Here is an 18,772-nt window from a genome sequence, read left to right on the forward strand (position 1 = left end):
CAGCATCTATCACGACAAAAACGCAAACTTAACAACAAATAACACAGTTAAAATCCAGACACTAATTGAGACTTCATCTCGCTTGCCACACAGCACTTTAACTGCAGTATACGATATAAAACCCAGTGCAATACCATGTGCAATAGAAAAAGTTAATGGCGTCATTAATAATACAACAGTCACCGGAATAGCATCGGTCATGTCATCCCAATTTACAAATTTCAGATTTTGCAGCATTAATACAGCCACATATAAAATGGCTCCAGCCGTTGCGTAAATAGGCACCATCTGCGCAAGTGGTGCAAAAAACATCATTAGTAAAAAGCAAATACCAACAACAACAGCAGTTAAGCCTGTTCGCCCACCTACAGATACACCTGCAACCGACTCGATATAAGATGTTGTTGTTGAAGTACCCAACATTGCACCTGCAATTGTGGCAGTGCTGTCTGCACTCAATGCTCGTCCTAAGCGAGGCATATTGCCCTTTTCATCAGCCAATCCCGCTTTTTGTGTTACAGCGACTAATGTCCCTGAAGTATCAAATAAATCAACAAACAAGAATGCAAAAATAACACTGAGCATTGAAAGCTCAAGTGCCGCACCAAAATCAAGCTGCATAAAGGTAGGTAAAATAGAAGGCGGCATAGCAACCACACCATGATATTCAACAAGCCCTAAACCTAGTGCTATAACAGTCACCAATAAAATGCTAATTAAAACACCACTTTTAAAATCGCGATATAAAAGTGCTGCAATAATAAAGAAGCTAAAAATAGCTAACAATGGGCCCGCTGATGTTATATCGCCTAGCTGGACTAAAGTAGCTGGACTCGCGATGATAATCCCTGCATTTTTAAGCGCAATTAGCGCTAAGAATGCACCAATACCTGTTGCAATAGCCTGTTTTAAAACTAAGGGAATCGCATTAATGATCCACTCTCGAACTTTAAATAAGCTTAAAAATAGAAATATACAGCCCGACATAAACACAGCACCTAATGCGGCTTGCCACGTGTACCCCATTCCCAGCACAACACCGTAAGTAAAAAAGGCATTCAATCCCATACCAGGCGCAAGTGCTAATGGATAATTAGCCCATAAGCCCATAATAAAACAACCAATAGCAGCAGCAATACATGTAGCGACAAAGGCTGCTCCTTGATCCATTCCTGCTTCAGCTAACATTGCAGGATTCACAAACACGATATAAACCATGGTGATAAATGTAGTTACCCCAGCGATACACTCACGGCGAACCGAGGAACCATTTTCATTAATTTTAAATAAGGCTTCGAGCATAATAAACTTATGATAATAAAAAGTGACGAGATTTTATCATAAAAATAATTTTTTACAGGACATTTTACCTTGCGGTATACTAAACTATTGAAGTAGCTAAAATAACAAAAAGACGAATATGATAAATACAACACCAACAGGCCAGAATTTAGAGCAACAATTAGACAATATATTGTCTTTTGTAACGCAACCTAATGATGCTAATTTAGCGCCAAATAATGAGGATCGCCCGCAAGGCTCTCTTAATAAGGCACTTTATTATTTAAAAAATGACCAACATCCACTTGCCGCAAAATGGATGCGTTTGGCTGCTATGTCGGGAGATCACCGAGCACAATTTTATTTGGGACTATTTTTTGTTAAAGGGCAAGGCGTACCGCAAAGTGTTTTTCATGCTGCAGCATGGCTAAGCTTATCAAGTAGTCAAGGTCATAAACCTGCGACGGCGGCTTTAGCCGATCTACGTAAACATATTGAAACCAAACGCTTTAAAGATGCACAATGTTATGCAGCTAGTTTGTATGAGCAAATTCACCAGTTGCAGTTTTCTCATTTGATCTCTCATACTTCCCCTACAGAATAATCATCTACGTATTTTATTCATAAAACACCTGTATAAAGTCACCGTAAGAAACGCTGCAACCACCTGCTGGCTAAGTCATAGTAGCAATAGCACTCTATAATTAAAATTTAAGCTAGAAGTGGTATAAAATATAAAAACATTAATTATCAAGGACCTACTTAAAAATTAAATCTAATTGAATATTTAAAAAAGAATAACTGTACAAATAAATAGCAAATAATACTTGCGCAAAAGCACTGTATAAACTACTGTATATAAATACTGTATATAAACCCAGTGAGATAACTAAAATGTTACAGCCTATTACAATTAGAACAGTTAAAAGCTACCAGCAAGACGATAAAAGTGATTGTGTTAATTTAATTCAGATTGAAGATGAGATATCTGCGACATTTGAGTTATTAAAGGTGCTACATCAGTACAATAATCTAAACGCATGGACATTATTAATCGCACCAGATAACGTACCTAGTAAAGCATTACTTGATTCATGCTCTATTGATACAAGTAAATTACTTGTTATTAGACAAAAGCACCTAGTCAATTTAGAGTATGTATTAAATTCGGCGTTACATAACGGTAATTTTTCAGCAGTAATTACATGGACAGACATAGTAAATAACCAATTACTTAATAGCTTATCTTTAGATCTGAGTAAAACACGAACAAAACTTTACTGTTTTACAAAAAATATTCAAATTACAAAGATACCCCATAGCCAACAAGCTTGTTAAACTAACGCTTTTATACTGTGTAGAACAACTATGAACTCACTGAACTCTATAAGCTGTTTATGTGGCAGTCAGCAAGAATATGCAGACTGCTGCGAACCTCTTCATTTAGCAAAACAACAAGCTCAGACTCCTGAACAACTAATGCGTTCGCGTTATACAGCTTATGTACTTAAAAATGCAAAATATGTTTACCAAACCTATGCAAGTGAAAAGCAAGCTGAAAATCCTATTAAAGAAATAAACGATTTTGCTAACAGCTGTCGATTTATAAATCTTGATGTCATTAGCTCACACCATGATGAAGATAAAGGCGAAGTGGAATTTAAAGCTCAGTACTTTTACCAAAGTCTGTTTTGTGAACTTCACGAAAAATCGCAATTCATTAAAGAAAATGCTCAATGGCGTTATTTAGATGGCACTATATTTCCAGTTACGGATATTAAGGTGGGTAGAAATGATGATTGTCCATGTGGTAGTAATAAGAAATACAAAAAATGCCACAGTGTGTAATATATAATTTTATTTAACCCCTTTACATAAGTAAGGATTGTTGATTATAGGCAGTCCTTTATTGATATAAATACACTTAACCCCCCTCTACTCTTGTAGCTACCTTATTCATGTTTATGCCAATTATTGCGGTGTGTAGTTAGCGTTTAAACGCTACATTTACCAGCGCACCAAACTTGCTTATACCGATTCGCTTAATTAAGTGATCTATTTTGAGGGAAGGAAATCGTATCGATAACAAGGCAAAAAATTTGTCCTTTAGTTGTTCTATATCAGAAATTTTTAACAAAGTTAGCGTCAGGTTTAATCCCTCAAATTGATTAAGTATTATTGCGGATTGGTATTATTTAAACATGCCTCCTCTGTTTTAGTGAACAACCGATAAACGCCCACACTTAATATTTATAGCGTAAAACAAAAAATGAGCCACTTGAGCCCATTTTATAATTTCGAATACTGACTAAATATTATTCGTCATCATCTAAGTCTAACTGTTGACGCTGAGCTGGTCGTGCTAAAATCTCTACATAGAAAGAAGTCAGACCTTGCTTTTCAATTTCACCAATTTGGTTACTTAATTCAGCTACGTGCACAACTTGTGCATCTTCAGCTGTGTTACCAAACTTACAGTCAAATGCCCAATAATCTGCATCTTCAGGTAGTGTTTTATTGCGCTCTCGTTTCAAATATTTTTTCACTTCATGCTTTGCAGCATCAACCATACGAGGGTATTTGATTTTCTCGTGATTCAGCGTGAATGTTTTCTTCATTACGTTCCTAATTACCTTGGTTTAATGATAGCGGCATTTCAGTCATACCATTTGCGATCATTATAGCAATTGCAATTAACTTTTGGATGCTTTTTTTGCACTAAATCAATTATTAGCCAATATCATTAAATTAATCAGTAATAGTGATGCGAAAACACAAAAAACAACATATAGGGTTACTCGATATACCTAACTTTTAAAGCTGTAAGAAGGTAAATCAATCGGTAAGTAAGAGTCAATTTCCTAGGTTAAATTACAATATGCATTTATCCCTGAATCACATAACTAACACGCTTGCTGCTTCCTATTAGATATTTTCTCAAGCAGTAACTAAGTGTAAAGGGTCATGTAAAGCATCGTTATTAAGGAGATCGTAAAAAGCAGCGGCGTCCATCGCTGGATTAGAAAGTTGCGTTTCTGTGTTTTTTATACGTCTACGCACAGCAAGCTCGCAATTATCAATGATATTCAACGGAATATGCGTTACATCATCTCTTATAAAGAGGGGCTCTGGATTCAAACAATGATTCAATTTAATATCGTTCATTCCAGAGCGTTCTCCAGCACTGATCAGTAGTGAAGCGTTATGTTGACCAATCAACATATCAAATTTATCTGGCGCTAAAAGTTGCTTAGGACCAACACCCAATTGTTTGCGAAGCGCATCATCAGTAATAATTGCGTCTTCGAGTTCTGTTTTTGGTAAGTGAAATTGGCTAAAATCAAGTGCGTCATGCGATAACATTGCGAGCAAAAGAGAAAACTCTCCTCTTCGCTGTTCGTGCACACTTTTGTTAAGCCGTGTGCTTAATTGGTTCTCAGTGATCAACAAATCATCGATTTGCATAGTCTTTAGCCGATTGTTGTAGGTTATAGATATTTATCGGCTTTTTTTCATTTTTCTTTAGTTTTTTTCTTTACTTAAATACATATTTTGCTATTATCAGCGCCGTTGCATTGGAGGGGTTCCCGAGCGGCCAAAGGGATCAGACTGTAAATCTGACGGCTCAGCCTTCGCTGGTTCGAATCCAGCTCCCTCCACCACTTTTCTTACCGCTAAGTTAAGTGGGGCCAAATGTAACAAAATTAGTGTGGAGGGGTTCCCGAGCGGCCAAAGGGATCAGACTGTAAATCTGACGGCTCAGCCTTCGCTGGTTCGAATCCAGCTCCCTCCACCACTTTTAATCTTCCCTTGTAAGCAATAAAGTCTAAAACATCCACTGTAAGCTCATTCCATTAATTTTTAACCATTGTGATGCTGATTTATGATCAGGGTAAAATATTTCAACTCGCTGCCAAAATGCTTTACTGTGGTTTAAATGACGCAGATGAGCTAACTCATGAACTATTACATAATCAATTATGTGCTGTGGTGCACCAATAAGGTGTAGATTAAAGGTCAAATCACGTTTGCTGTTACAACTCCCCCACTTTCTTTTATAAATCGCAATACTCAAATTGTGTGGTAAAGCCTCGTTCATTTGTGTACAAAAATACGTAAGTCGCATTTCTATATAAGCTGTTAGCTGCTCTTTTAAATACTCTTCTAATAATTTTTGATACTTTAATTGTTGATGTTTAACACGTTTAGATACCGTAATTAACAAGCCAGCTAGTTGTGGTTTTACACCAGAGTAGTGACCTTGCTCAAACTGCACATTTACTTGCTCAGAATAAATACATATTTTTTTAGTTTCAAAGGGGTATTGCTTGCAGTCAACAACAGTGAGTTGCTTAAGCAATTGCGCATCAACCCATGTCTTTTTTTCTAAAAGCCAACTATCAATCTGCTTTTTTGCAATATAGCTAGGTGCGTATACGGTTACCTGCTGGTTATGAACTTTAATCGCAACGGTTTTTCTTCGTGCGCTTTTTTTTAGCTGATATTCAAACACTTCAATTTCTCAAATATAAATATTATTTACCCATCTAGGTAATATATTAGCATCATCTTAATTAAAAAAATTAGCTTTATTAGTTAAAGTACTCTCGTATTCAGTCGTTATGAAATAGTGCTTTATTAACCGCAGTAAATTAACTGTTTATTAATTGCTTAATTATATTAAACTAAAATAGTGATATTACATTGTGAGTTATTATGCTGTCAGCTTTTTTCATTACGGACCAAGATCCTAGTTTAATTGTGAATGGGGTTTACGATCCTATTTTAGTCTCAATGTCTGTCCTAATCGCTATATTTTCTGCATTTTTTACCACCAAACTCATTGATTTAGCAAAAAGTACTAAATTTCCAAGCTACCAACGTTTAGCCAATATTACCGCAGCCACTGTTTTTTCTGTTGGTATTTGGAGTATGCATTTTATTGGTATGCTCGCTTTTTCACTCTGCACTAATATTCAATATGATCCCATGATTACATTATTGTCATTTATACCCGCATTTTTAGCCTGCCAATGTGCCGTATCTATGCTGGTAAGTAGTAATGGGAATTTCAAAATACTGGCTACTTGTTCGATTTTACTTGGTGCTGGTATTGGCACAATGCACTACAGTGGCATGGCTGCGATGCAACTGGCGCCCTTATTACGTTACGACCCTGCTATGTTTGGCCTCTCTATTATTGTTGCTATCGCACTTTCATTTTTCGCCTTGTATAGCCGCTTTAATCTTGAAAAATTGTTTCCTAAATTAGCCCCTTTTCAGAGCCGACTTATCAGCGCTATTGCTTTAGGCTTAGCCGTCACCGGTATGCATTATATGGGTATGGCCGCAACCCGATTTGTGACTACATCGCCTATTTTATATGAAGATACAAACGCTACTGCAGGCTTAACATTTGTCGCCATTGCGGTAGCAACAGCAACAATAGCTATCACGAGTGTTGTTGGAGTACTTAATGGTATGGTGCGCTACAGAATGTTACTAGAAGCTAAATCAGCAGACGAATCGCGCCTAAATGCGATTTTAGGCACTGCTATAGATGGAATTGTAACCATTGATCACAAAGGTATAATTTTAAGTTTTAATAACTCAGCAACAAAAATATTCGGTTGGTGCGAAAGTGAAGTACGAGATCGCAATATTAAAATACTCATGGATGATAGCATCGCGGCCAATCACGATAATTACCTATCAAAAGCTAAAAATGTTGATTTAGGAAAAGTAATCGGTGTCAATCGTGAAATATCCGCTAAACATAAAAACGGATACTTATTTCCGATTCGATTAGGTATTGGTGAAGTTAATCAACCTGGCCAAAACCCTCTATATGTAGGCTTTATTACTGATTTAACCGAGCAACGAGAACTGCAACGAAGCCTAGTAGAAAAAGAGCAACAGTATCGCTCTTTAATGGATAATATGCCGGGCGTTGTGTTTAGGTGTAAATTTGATGAAAATTGGACAATGCTATTTATTAGCCCGAGTGTTCTTGAATTAACGGGATATCAATCAAAAGAATTTATCGAGCATTGTATTGAATTTAATGACCTTGTCTTGAAAACTGATCAGCCAGCTATTCTTGTTGCTGTAAATAAAGCGTTCACACAAAAGCGTCAGTATTCTATTGAATATCGGATCCGTCACCGCAATGGAAAAATTCTATGGCTACTTGATAGGGGGACTTTTGATTTTGATGAGCACGGTGAATCCCAATGGATTGACGGTGTGCTAGTCGATATAACAGAGCGAAAAGAATACGAGAAAACGCTTGAAACTGCAAAACTTCAGGCAGAAGAAGCCGCTAACGCTAAACAATCTTTCATGGCAAACATGAGCCATGAAATACGTACTCCTATGAACTCAATTATTGGTTTTAGTGACTTGCTCATGGATACGCCTCTTGATCAACAACAACAAAAACATCTCATTACTGTTAACAATGCCGCTCGTTCATTATTACGCTTACTCAATGAAGTTCTTGATTCAGCAAAGCTAGAACGTGGAAAACTTGCTGTAGAGCCAGCTCATTTTAGTTTGAAGCCAGTCATAGACAGTATTATTTCGACATTTTGGCTAGAAGCTAAAAAGAAAAATCTAAGTCTAACACTCAATATTGAAGAGTCGGTAAGTAAGACCTATTACGGAGACGCTGATCGACTGAGGCAAATACTTACTAACCTCATTGGTAATGCTATAAAGTTTACAAAACGTGGAGCTGTTACTGTCACTGTAAGTACAACGCATAATGAACATCTTTTTTTTGAAGTGCAAGATACCGGTATTGGTATCATAGAAGATCGTATACAAGCCATATTTCAGCCCTTTGAGCAAGCTGATGGGACCACAACTCGACGATTTGGTGGTACTGGGCTTGGGACTACTATTAGTAAACAGCTTGTAGAGCTAATGGGAGGCACTATAGACCTCACTAGTGAAGTGGGTAAAGGTAGTTGCTTCTACTTTTCATTACCGCTTGAAGCCGGGGACGAAGCAAAAATAGATTACTTCGATGGGTTACATACCCAATTACCAGCTCTTAGAATCCTTGTTGTTGATGATATTGAACAAAATACGGAGCTGCTTTCGTTACTGCTTTCACGGGATAAACATACCGTAGTAACAGCAAGTAACGGACTTGAAGCTGTGAGTATTTTTAAGGAACAAAACTTTGATGTTATTTTAATGGATATTCACATGCCTGAATGCGATGGTATTGAAGCAACACTCAAAATACGTGAGCTTGAAAAACGAAGACAATTAAAATATACACCTATCATTGCTTTAACAGCCAGTGTATTACAACAAGATAAATTGACAGCCAAAAAGTCTGGGATGAATGGTTTTACTAATAAGCCAATTGATATAAACCAGTTAAATCAAGAAATTGCACAGGTTCTTGGGCTGAGTTTAGTAAAAGAAATCGCCGTAGCACACACTGACCATAATACTAATCACATTGATTTTAAAAAAGGTTTGGCTTTGTGGGGCTCAAAATGTAGACAACTTACAGAAATCACTAAATTTATGAACGACAGTGGCAAAAAATTTAAAGTACTTTTAAACGAGCCCCTATCTGATGTTAGTAACTTCAAAAATTTAGTGCATACGTTAAAAGGGGTGGCAGGAAATCTAGGCCTGATAACGTTAATGGAATTGCTAGATAATTTAGAGTACGCAGAAGATACCAAGGTAAGTAGCACTCTCAGTGCCATAAAAGAAGAGCTCGCTATCATAGTTCAATTGTTGGCAAAAAATGTGTGTAAGCAGCCAAAAAATAGTATAGATGAAAATATTAGTATTTTGTCTGTTTTAGAACTAAAGGCGCTTTGTGAGGTATTGTATCAATATGCTCAAAATGCTGAACTTAACGATGAGCTTATTGCCCAATTACTTCTCAACTCAGATATACAATTTGCAGATGAAGTAAAAAGTATAATCACTGCTTTTGATGGATTTTTCTACCGATAGACCTCGTATTTTAATCATTGACGACGAACCAGCAAATCTCAAAGTAATGCGAGAAGTGTTAGGTAATCAATATCGCATGTCATTTGCTAAATCAGGTGAAGCCGCACTGGCCTTACTTGAAAAAGATCTACCTCAACTTATTTTACTCGACATTATGATGCCAGATATGAATGGCTTTGATGTTTGCCAGCGAATAAAAAACAAAGCTAGCACGTCTCATATTCCTATTATTTTTGTCACTGCATTAGATGATGAAAGTGATGAGTTTAAAGGCTTTGAGCTAGGCGCAGTTGACTATATCACCAAACCAATTAGCCCAGCTATTGTCAGGGCGAGAGTGAAAACACATCTCTCATTAGTTCAAGCGGAACAATTAAAACAAGCACATGTTGATTTAGTTCAACGCTTGGGACGGGCCGCTGAATATAAAGACACTGATACTGGCGAGCATATTATTCGTATGAGTCAATATAGCAAGGTCCTTGCCTTAGCCCTTGGTATGCCAGAACAACAAGCTGAACTGCTGCGCCAAGCGGCCCCTATGCATGATGTTGGTAAAATAGGCATTCCTGACGCTATTTTATTAAAACCAGGGCGATTAACAGGCGAAGAGTTTGAATATATGAAAAAGCATGCTGCCATAGGGGCGCAAATCTTAGCAAATTCACCCTCCCCACTATTACAACTAGCTCATAAACTCGCAATTGAACACCATGAAAAATGGGATGGCTCTGGCTACCCCAATGGAATACGTGGTGAAGATATATCAATTGAAGGAAGAATTGTTGCCGTTGCAGATGTTTTTGATGCCCTTACGTCAAAACGTCCTTATAAAGAAGCATGGAGCGTAGAAAAAACAGTTCAACATATGCAAGCGCAAGCAGGAGCTCATTTCGATCCCGCTCTAATCGAACTATTTGTAAAAAACTTAGACGATATTATTGCTATAAAAAATGCAAATCAAGAAAGCTAATTCTTTTTAGCACTGTGGGAGCCAAGCTCAACATTTGGGTAATAAGATTTTATATACCGATAGTCATGTGACGTAATTTCATGGCTATTACCACTTTCATCTTTAAAATACATTGAAAACGTTACACCATGATCAGCAAGAACCGCTTTTATATTTAGGTTTTCAAAGTAGTTAAGCCACTCTATAAATTGCTCCCCTGTAGCCAAAAATGCAATTCCTTTACTACGCCCCTCACCTTCAAAAAGTGCTAAGCGGGTTGTTGAACTTGCATCTTCAAGTGTTAAAGGGCCTCGTCCGTCCTCATCCCAAAAGGCAAGTTCGGGAACTATGCTAAAACCTAAAACGCGCTCATACCATTTAACTGCACTCGACAAGTTATCAACATTTAAATGGCAATGATCAATACCAGATAATTTAGGCATATTTTTATTATTCACGTTACTCACCAATTTCTGACTTTAATTGCTCTAAAAACTCATGCATGTAAGCTGTACGCCTATTCGCTTCTGTTTTAGCTGATGGGGTATTCATGCTTTCAGCAATATGTAATAGTTTTATAAAAAAATGATCGAGTGTATATTTTTTATCATCAGCTTCACGTTCACTACAAAAAGGGTCGTCTGGGTTATACAATAACCGTCCAATTGAGCCGCCAACTTTCATACATCGACTCACTCCAATCGCACCCAGTGCATCCATTCTGTCAGCATCTTGTACTATTTGTGCCTCAACTGTTTTAATTTTTATATTTGCGCTAAAACTATGCGCAGCAATTGCATGATGAATCTCATCAAAGAGTGATTCATCATAATTAATCGATTTTAAGAATTCTAATGCTTTATCAGCTGCCATAGCAGAGGCTTTTGCACGATCAGGGTGGTTTTTAGCCACTGCCACACAATCGTGCATCCACGCTGCGGGGAGTACTACTGACATATTAGCCTGCTCTGCATCACACAGCTGTATTGCAACACGCACCACTCGCTCTATATGCGTAATGTCGTGTGCTACATCAGCGTGCACAAAAGAGGTTATAAACTCTCTACATTGTGAATTAAGTATTTCTAAATCAGGGCTTAAAACGGCGTCAGGCACTTTCAGGTTCCAAAAGCTAATTAATCGATAAATTACACGTACTTTACCGTGCTTTATGCCCCCCTTGCAAAACATTCATTGTATGTTGCCCGCTGCTTGACTAAAATACAGCGCTTATTTATTACTACTGAGAAGCCTTATGTCATCTGCCGTTTACCTACAAGCTGGTCGCGATAAATCATTAAAAAGAAAACACCCTTGGTTATTTTCAAAAGCCATCAAAAAAATTAAAGGTAAACCTGGATTAGGCGACACAGTAACGATTCACGACAGTGAAGGTAAGTTTTTAGCCACTGCAGCTTATAGCCCTCACTCACAAATTCGTGCACGTGTTTGGAGCTTTGACGAAAAAGAAATCATCGATCAACACTTTTTTGAACGCCGTTTACGCCGTTCATTAGAAGCACGCAGTCAAGTCATTGAAGAAGGCGGATTAACAGGCTTTAGATTATGTGCAGCTGAGTCTGATTACTTACCTGGCGTTACAATCGATAAATTTGATAATGTACTAGTTTGTCAGCTACTAAGTGCGGGTGCCGAGCGTCATAAGGGCGAGATTGTTGGCGCGTTAATGGCTATTTTTCCAGGTTCTAGCATATACGAGCGCTCAGACGTAGAAGTACGTACAAAAGAAGGTTTGGAACCAATTAAGGGTGTTCTTTGGGGTAATGAGCCAACACAACCTGTACTTATTGAAGAAAACGGTTTAAAAATTGAAGTCGATATAATTGAAGGTCATAAAACCGGATTTTACTTAGATCAACGTGATAGCCGCGCTGCACTTGAGCGTTTTTCAAAAGGTAAAACGGTACTTAACTGTTTTAGTTATACAGGGACATTTTCACTATACGCCCTGCGTGGTGGGTGTGATCATGTTACTAATGTTGATGTATCGCAACCAGCGTTAGATACCGCTAAACGTAATGTTGAGCATAACAACTTAGACTTAAATAAAGTTGATTTTGTTAAGCAAGATGTATTTAAGTTACTGCGTCAATACCGCGATGAAGGCAGACAATTTGATACCATCGTAATGGATCCACCAAAATTTGCTGATAATAAAGCACAACTAACAGGTGCGTGCCGTGGTTATAAAGATATCAACATGATTGCTATGCAAATACTTAAACCCGGTGGCACATTATTAACGTTTTCTTGCTCGGGTTTAATGGAGCAAAATTTATTTCAAAAAGTTGTTGCTGATGCAGCGCTTGATGCAGGTAAAGATCTACTTATAATGGAACGCCTAAATCAAGCAGCCGATCATCCCATTGCTGGCAGCTACCCTGAAGGTTTTTACCTAAAAGGTTTAATCTGTAAGGTCTATTAATAGCTAAGTAGCTAATTAATTAAATTCTATTATTTCAAGCCCTGCGGTTACCGTGCCATCATCTTCTTTGCTGGCACGTATTACTTTTGCCGTTGCTTTTAAAGGGGCAATACTTGGGTGTGTTGATGCGATATCAACCGATAAAATAGTTTCAGGCTCAAGCAAATCATCTAAATGCAGTGATAACCCTGTTGCACTTAAATCAACGCATTCTGCCGTGTAATTCAAACCAGCTACAGGCTCTATCGTGGTTAAATTTGCAGTTGTATTTACCTGCATACGTCTGAAGTTTCGTTTGTCATCTGTAAACATAATTCCCTCTATACAATTGTATTAATTTGCTCGAGCAATACGCTCATCGAAAATGGTTTGACTACATAGGCATCACATCCTGCATCAAACCCAGCCTTTTTTTCCAGCTCAGATTCAAGGCCAGATACCATAACAACCGGAATGTTTTTTGTCTCCGGCGTATGCTTCAACATTCTGCACGTATCGTAGCCATCAAGGCCAGGCATACATACATCAAGTAAAATTATATCTGGAGGATTCGCAATCGCTGACGCTAAACAGCTCTGTCCAGAGTCCGCATAGCTAACATCAAATTTGGACGCGAGTGCAGCTTTAAGTATCTCATAATTAAAATACTCATCGTCAACAACTAATAAATTTCGTGTTTTTGGTTCAATCAATGAGGACATGTTTATGTCGTTTCCTTCTCAAAGCAAAAATAAACCCTTCCATTAAGGTACTAAGCTTAATACGAAATGCAAGCTTTATTCAATTTCTTTTATCGCATTTAAAATTCGCTTCGACGATATTGGATAAGGGGTTCCTAATGTTTGAGCAAATAAAGAAACTCTTAGCTCTTGTTGCATCCAAAAAATTGCCGTTACGTCTTGTGGTATTGGCATGCCTTTGGGCGTTTTATTCACTAATTTTTTGTATTCTTGAGCAACTTTATCCAGTTCCAATACACATAATCTATCTCGATTAGGATCAACAGGTAATTTTTCCAAGCGTTTTTGAATAGCTTTTAAATAACGAATTAAATCTGTTATTTTATCTGCGCCATGCCCGCTCACAAAACCTTTAAATATAAGTGACTCAAGTTGTGATTTTATATCGCCGTGCGCGGTTATCATGGTTAAATCAACGCGCCCTTTCATTTTTTTATGCAACGCGTGAGCAATACTGAGTACTTGCTCAACCTGCGTTGCAATCGATACAACGGCATCACCCAGCTCACCGCGTATTTGCTCTTTTACTGTTTCAAATGATTTTTCGTCGCGTATATCACCATGTTTTACTAATAAACTATCAACACCAGCGGCAATACAGTCATCAATTAAATCAGCGATTTTACCAAATGGGTTAAAGTACAAACCCAGCTTTGCCTTATTCGGTAAGTTTTGTTGTAAGTACTTAATTGGCGATGGGACATTGAGTAAAACTAAACGGCGCAGACCTTGTTGATGTGCTTGCTGCGCTTTTGCTTCACTATCAAAAAGTTCCACTGCAGCCGCTGATTTTTTATCCACCAGCGCAGGGTATGCTTTTATCTCATATTGACCTTGCTTTTTAACGTATGACGCTGGCAGCTCACCAAAATCCCATTGTGTTAAGTCTGATTTTTCAATGCCTTTATCGGCTACTTTCGACAGTGTTTCGGTTACTTCACCTTGCAGCTGTGCTTTAAGCTTGGCTAAATCAAGCCCACGAGCAAGTAACTTATCGTGTTCATCACGTACTTCAAACTGCAATCGTAAATGCGGTGCAAGCGCGGTTAAATCCCATGCTTCTATATCAACTTTTACACCGGTCATTCTCAATAAACGCGTCGTTAATGCATCAATTAAGCTCCCTTGCATTGGCTCAATGGCTGCAATTACCGCATCAGCGTAATTCGGCGCGGGTACAAAATTACGACGAAGCGATTTAGGCAATGACTTTATTAGCCCACTTATTAGTTCATGCCTAAAGGCAGGTATATGCCAATCAAAGCCACTTTCTTGTACTTGATTTAGCAGCGCTACCGGTATTTGTACCGCAACACCATCAACGGCTTGGCCTGGATCAAAATGATAAGCAAGCGGTAATATAATATTGTCTTGCTGCCACGTGTCAGGGTAGTCAAACTCGGTTATATTACTTGCGCCATGCTGCATTAACTCTTCACGAGTCATATGTAGGGAATGTTTATTTTGTTGCTTTTGCGTTTTATACCATTTTAAAAATGCAGCGCGATTATTAATCTCTTTTGGTATTTTTTTATCGTAAAATTCAAATAATGTTTGCTCATCAACTAAAATATCACGACGACGTGACTTATTTTCCAGTACTTGAATATCTTCAATAAGCTCACGGTTAAACGCTAAAAAGCCCTCGTTTAAGCCCAGCTCTTGCTCAACTAAAGCAGTGCGTACAAAAAGCTCGCGACTCACTTTAGGATCAATATTGCTGTAAACACAGCGGCGTTTATTTACAACGAGCAGGCCGTACAAGGTTTGCTGTTCAAAGGCAATTACCGCACCAGGCTTTTTCTCCCAGTGGGGCTCTGTGTAACTGCGTTTTACTAAGTGCTGTGCTAATGGTTCTACCCAGTTAATGTCTATTTTTGCATTGGTGCGAGCATATAATTTACTAGTCTCTACCAGCTCCGCTGACATTATCCATTTAGGACTCTTTTTAAATAAGCCCGAACCCGGAAAAATATGGAACTGGCTATTGCGTGCGCCTTTGTATATTTGTTTCTCATCTTTAAAACCGATATGGCTCAGCATTCCGCTTAATAACGCTTTGTGAACAAGTTCGCCATCAGCCGCTTGGCTAGTTGCCTTCATGCCCATTTCGTTGCATACAGTACTTATTTGATAAACAATATCTTGCCATTCACGCAGGCGCATATAGGCTAGGAAATCTTTTTGACACAGCTTTCTAAATTGGCCGTTAGTCAGCTCGCTTTGCTGCTCTTCTAGGTAATTCCATAAGTTTAAAAAAGCAATAAAATCTGAATCTGGGTCGTCAAAACGACCATGTTTTTCATTGGCAGCAGCACGTTTTTCTTGTGGGCGTTCACGTGGGTCTTGAATAGACAATGCTGCCACAATAATAATCACTTCACGCAATGCACCAAGTTTATGAGCCGTGAGCACCATTTTAGCTAAACGAGGGTCAACCGGTAATCGGCTAAGCTCTCTACCCGAAACGGTTAAACTCGTTTTGTTATCACGTTTGTCTGGCTTGACTGCTTGTAGCTCTTCTAATAACGATAAACCATCACTTATATTACGGCTATCAGGCGCTTGCACAAACGGAAATTGCGCCATATCACCAAGCCCTAGCGCCAACATTTGTAAAATAACAGACGCAAGATTAGTGCGCAGTATTTCAGGATCGGTAAACTCAGGGCGCGATAAAAAATCATCTTCAGCGTACAAACGAATACAAATACCCGCTTCAACACGTCCACAACGTCCCATACGCTGATTAGCACTTGCTTGTGATATAGGTTCTATTGGTAAACGCTGAACTTTTGTACGATAACTGTAGCGGCTTATGCGCGCAGTACCTGGGTCTATTACATAACGAATACCTGGCACAGTGAGTGATGTTTCGGCCACGTTGGTCGATAAAATAATATGACGACGGGAATGCGGTGCAAATATACGGTTTTGCTCTGCGTTCGATAAACGCGAGTAAAGTGGCAATACATCGGTGTGCTTTAAATTACGCTTGCTAAGTGCATCAGCAGTATCGCGTATTTCACGCTCACCATTTAAAAATATCAGTATGTCGCCGGGGCCTTCTGCGCATAGCTCATCAACGGCATCAAAAATACCTTGTAGCTGATCGCCCTCGGCTTCCATATCATCTTTATTAATATCGGTAATTGGATTGTAGCGTACATCCACAGGGAAAGTTCGACCCGATACTTCTATAATTGGCGCATCATCAAAGTGCTTTGAAAAGCGCTCAGGATCGATGGTTGCAGAGGTAATTATTATTTTTAAATCAGGGCGTTTTGGAAGTAAGTTTTTTAAATAACCTAAAATAAAGTCGATGTTTAAACTACGCTCATGCGCTTCATCTATAATGATGGTGTCGTATTGATTTAAAAATCGGTCTTGCTGAATCTCTGCCAGTAAAATACCGTCAGTCATTAGTTTAACGTAGGTATTATTAGAAACCTGATCGCTAAAACGAATTTTAAAACCCACTTGCTGACCAAGTTCACATTTCATTTCTTCAGCAATACGATTAGCCACCGTTCGCGCAGCTAATCGTCGTGGTTGAGTGTGGCCAATTAAGCCATCAACACCACGGCCAAGCTCTAAACACATTTTAGGTATTTGAGTAGTTTTACCTGAGCCCGTCTCACCTGCAATAATAACCACTTGGTTATTTGCAATGGCGTCTTTAATAATCTCCTTTTTTTGACTTACTGGCAATTGCTCAGGGTAAGTCACTTTTGGGAGGCCTGCTAAGCGTTTATCTCGCAGTGCTTGGCTACGGGTAATATCAGCCGCTATTTTTTCAAGCGCGTTGGCATGCTTGTTTTCATCGGTTATTTTTTTTACACCATGTAAGCGTTTTTTAAAAATAAATTGATCTTTTTTTAAGCACGTTTTTAGCTCGCCAAACAACTGACCTAGGTTAACCACCCGCATACCTTATAAAATTTTAATAATAGAGCGTTAATTGTATCAAACTAAACGCTCTGGGTTAATCCTACAAAGTGCATAACTGCTGATATATATGCTTATTCATCGTTAAAAATACCCACGTAAGTTGCTTGTGTATTTGATTTACTCGCGCGATACATGCCTGAGGTATTAAATGGCAAACTAATATTTCCTTTCGTATCCACAATAATAACGCCTCCAGTGCCACCAATAGGGGCAAGCACCTTGTTAATGACTTCATCGCCCGCTTGTTCTATGGTTTTATTTTGATATTTAACACGCGCACAAATATCGCTAGCTACGTTATAACGAATAAAATACTCACCATGCCCAGTGGCTGAAACAGCACATGATGCATTTTCAGCAAAAGTGCCGGCACCAATTACGGGGGCATCGCCGATACGGCCATAACGCTTTGCCGTCATGCCTCCGGTTGATGTACCTGCCGCTAAGTTACCGTTTTTATCAAGCGCAACTGCGCCAACCGTACCCATTTTATAAGAGTCAGGTAAAGCTTTGTGCGCAGCTTGGTACTCTTTGCTGGTTGCTTTCGCTTTATCTAATTTTTGTTTTGCTTTTAGAAGTGCCTTGTAACGAAATTCGGTATCAAATAAGTTATTTTCGATAAGCTCAACGCCTTGCTCTTTAGCAAACTCTTCAGCGCCTTGCCCACTGAGCATGACATGCACGGAGTTATCCATGACTAAACGCGCTAAACTAATTGGGCTTTCAACATGTTTTACACCTGCAACTGCGCCTGCTTCTCGGTTTTGACCATCCATAATAGAGGCATCAAGTTCATGGCTACCATCGTAAGTGTAAACCGCTCCACGTCCCGCATTAAAATAAGTCGATTGCTCTAATACCGTAATTGCAGTCGTTACCGCATCTAAACTTTCGCCACCTTGATCAAGTACCTTGTAACCCGCCTCAACTGCCTCGGTTAGTTTAGCGCGATACGCTTTTTCTTGCTCGGGCGTAAATTTTGCTTTTTCAATTGTGCCTGCACCACCATGAATCGCGATGGCAAATGGAGTCTCTGCAGCTAATACGCTATGACTTAAAGCAAAAAGGCTGCTCGCAAAAATGGCTAATAATGGTGTGTTCATAATAAGTTCTTGTGTGAGGAATTTATAAACTAATGTGAATGGTTGCGAGCTTAATTTCAACTAAAGTGAGTTTAATAGTACAAAAAAAGCGCCTTAAGGCGCTTTTTAAAATTTAACGTGTTTGTAATACCAATTTTATTAAAAACATCATCATTCTAGCGTATTAAATAGCTCACTAACTACGTTGAAAATTATTTATATAGAACAACTATGTATCATAATTTTAGCCTTGTTATTGCGCTATTTTCTTATCGCTATAATAGATCACTTATTTAATCTAAATCGTCTAATAAACCAGAGATATCTCTAA

16 protein-coding genes and 2 tRNA genes are annotated in these 18,772 nt (G+C 38.5%); 8 read left to right on the forward strand and 10 right to left on the reverse strand.

All coding sequences use genetic code 11. The features are described 5' to 3' along the window. Nucleotides 1-9 precede the first annotated feature (9 nt). On the reverse strand, nucleotides 10-1,302 hold the full coding sequence (locus CWB66_RS01345) for an NCS2 family permease (protein WP_138584045.1): 1,293 nt from the start codon (nucleotides 1,300-1,302) through the stop codon (nucleotides 10-12). Nucleotides 1,303-1,420: 118 nt separating this feature from the next. Here CWB66_RS01345 and CWB66_RS01350 point away from each other — a divergent pair, with 118 nt between their 5' ends. The 3 genes from CWB66_RS01350 (at nucleotide 1,421) to CWB66_RS01360 (ending at nucleotide 3,129) form a co-directional block, all read left to right on the forward strand. Continuing rightward, complete coding sequence (locus CWB66_RS01350; RefSeq protein WP_138584046.1) at nucleotides 1,421-1,885, forward strand: tetratricopeptide repeat protein; 465 nt, start codon at nucleotides 1,421-1,423, stop codon at nucleotides 1,883-1,885. 290 nt (nucleotides 1,886-2,175) lie between these two features. Continuing rightward, nucleotides 2,176-2,619 carry a SulA-like leucine-rich domain-containing protein gene (locus CWB66_RS01355; protein ID WP_138584047.1) on the forward strand — a complete coding sequence of 148 codons (444 nt, stop codon included), beginning with the start codon at nucleotides 2,176-2,178 and terminating at the stop codon, nucleotides 2,617-2,619. A 30-nt stretch (nucleotides 2,620-2,649) separates the two neighbouring features. Continuing rightward, complete coding sequence (locus CWB66_RS01360; RefSeq protein WP_138584048.1) at nucleotides 2,650-3,129, forward strand: YchJ family protein; 480 nt, start codon at nucleotides 2,650-2,652, stop codon at nucleotides 3,127-3,129. Nucleotides 3,130-3,596: 467 nt separating this feature from the next. Here CWB66_RS01360 and CWB66_RS01365 read toward each other — a convergent pair whose 3' ends face one another. Together CWB66_RS01365 and CWB66_RS01370 are read right to left on the reverse strand one after the other, a co-directional pair. After that, a complete protein-coding gene (locus CWB66_RS01365; RefSeq protein WP_002961433.1) occupies nucleotides 3,597-3,899 on the reverse strand; it encodes a DUF6172 family protein in 303 nt (100 codons plus the stop codon). A 319-nt stretch (nucleotides 3,900-4,218) separates the two neighbouring features. Further along, nucleotides 4,219-4,746: a VC2046/SO_2500 family protein gene (locus CWB66_RS01370; RefSeq protein ID WP_138584049.1), complete on the reverse strand. Its 528-nt coding sequence runs from the start codon at nucleotides 4,744-4,746 to the stop codon at nucleotides 4,219-4,221. A 112-nt stretch (nucleotides 4,747-4,858) separates the two neighbouring features. Between CWB66_RS01370 and CWB66_RS01375 the strand changes: the two genes are divergently transcribed. Further along, nucleotides 4,859-4,943: transfer RNA gene (locus CWB66_RS01375), tRNA-Tyr, on the forward strand. A gap of 49 nt (nucleotides 4,944-4,992) precedes the next feature. After that, nucleotides 4,993-5,077, forward strand: a tRNA-Tyr gene (locus CWB66_RS01380). A gap of 30 nt (nucleotides 5,078-5,107) precedes the next feature. On the opposite strand, the gene CWB66_RS01385 is transcribed toward CWB66_RS01380, so the two are convergent. After that, a complete protein-coding gene (locus tag CWB66_RS01385; protein ID WP_138584050.1) occupies nucleotides 5,108-5,794 on the reverse strand; it encodes a M48 family metallopeptidase in 687 nt (228 codons plus the stop codon). A gap of 203 nt (nucleotides 5,795-5,997) precedes the next feature. Here CWB66_RS01385 and CWB66_RS01390 point away from each other — a divergent pair, with 203 nt between their 5' ends. Together CWB66_RS01390 and CWB66_RS01395 are read left to right on the forward strand one after the other, a co-directional pair. Next, nucleotides 5,998-9,270: an MHYT domain-containing protein gene (locus CWB66_RS01390; RefSeq protein WP_138584051.1), complete on the forward strand. Its 3,273-nt coding sequence runs from the start codon at nucleotides 5,998-6,000 to the stop codon at nucleotides 9,268-9,270. Then, nucleotides 9,251-10,243, forward strand: coding sequence for a response regulator (locus CWB66_RS01395; protein WP_138584052.1), 993 nt, complete (start codon nucleotides 9,251-9,253; stop codon nucleotides 10,241-10,243). Before CWB66_RS01390 ends, CWB66_RS01395 begins: the two co-directional genes overlap by 20 nt. Here the strand turns inward: CWB66_RS01395 and CWB66_RS01400 are convergent. Both CWB66_RS01400 and CWB66_RS01405 read right to left on the reverse strand, forming a co-directional pair. Then, a complete protein-coding gene (locus CWB66_RS01400; protein WP_138584053.1) occupies nucleotides 10,240-10,680 on the reverse strand; it encodes a VOC family protein in 441 nt (146 codons plus the stop codon). The genes CWB66_RS01395 and CWB66_RS01400 overlap by 4 nt on opposite strands. 1 nt (nucleotide 10,681) lies before the next feature. After that, a complete protein-coding gene (locus tag CWB66_RS01405; RefSeq protein ID WP_502705281.1) occupies nucleotides 10,682-11,413 on the reverse strand; it encodes an HD domain-containing protein in 732 nt (243 codons plus the stop codon). A 64-nt stretch (nucleotides 11,414-11,477) separates the two neighbouring features. On the opposite strand from CWB66_RS01405, the gene CWB66_RS01410 reads away from it, so the two are divergent. Then, entirely contained in the window at nucleotides 11,478-12,668 is a 1,191-nt protein-coding gene (locus CWB66_RS01410) for a class I SAM-dependent methyltransferase (protein ID WP_138584055.1), read from the forward strand. Nucleotides 12,669-12,683: 15 nt separating this feature from the next. Here the strand turns inward: CWB66_RS01410 and CWB66_RS01415 are convergent, their stop codons facing one another. The 4 genes from CWB66_RS01415 to CWB66_RS01430 form a co-directional block, all read right to left on the reverse strand. Continuing rightward, nucleotides 12,684-12,980 (reverse strand): PilZ domain-containing protein, encoded by a 297-nt coding sequence (locus CWB66_RS01415; RefSeq protein ID WP_077537629.1) that lies wholly within the window; start codon nucleotides 12,978-12,980, stop codon nucleotides 12,684-12,686. Between the two features lie 8 nt (nucleotides 12,981-12,988). Next, nucleotides 12,989-13,369, reverse strand: coding sequence for a response regulator (locus CWB66_RS01420; protein WP_077537628.1), 381 nt, complete (start codon nucleotides 13,367-13,369; stop codon nucleotides 12,989-12,991). 75 nt (nucleotides 13,370-13,444) lie between these two features. Next, the gene (gene hrpA, locus CWB66_RS01425) at nucleotides 13,445-17,332 is read right to left on the reverse strand and encodes an ATP-dependent RNA helicase HrpA (protein ID WP_171037444.1); all 3,888 of its coding nucleotides are present in this window, start codon (nucleotides 17,330-17,332) and stop codon (nucleotides 13,445-13,447) included. A gap of 98 nt (nucleotides 17,333-17,430) precedes the next feature. After that, the gene (locus CWB66_RS01430; RefSeq protein WP_138584057.1) at nucleotides 17,431-18,462 is read right to left on the reverse strand and encodes an isoaspartyl peptidase/L-asparaginase family protein; all 1,032 of its coding nucleotides are present in this window, start codon (nucleotides 18,460-18,462) and stop codon (nucleotides 17,431-17,433) included. Nucleotides 18,463-18,772: the final 310 nt, after the last annotated feature.

Source organism: Pseudoalteromonas sp. S558, from assembly GCF_005886635.1.
Taxonomy (GTDB): domain Bacteria; phylum Pseudomonadota; class Gammaproteobacteria; order Enterobacterales; family Alteromonadaceae; genus Pseudoalteromonas; species Pseudoalteromonas aliena.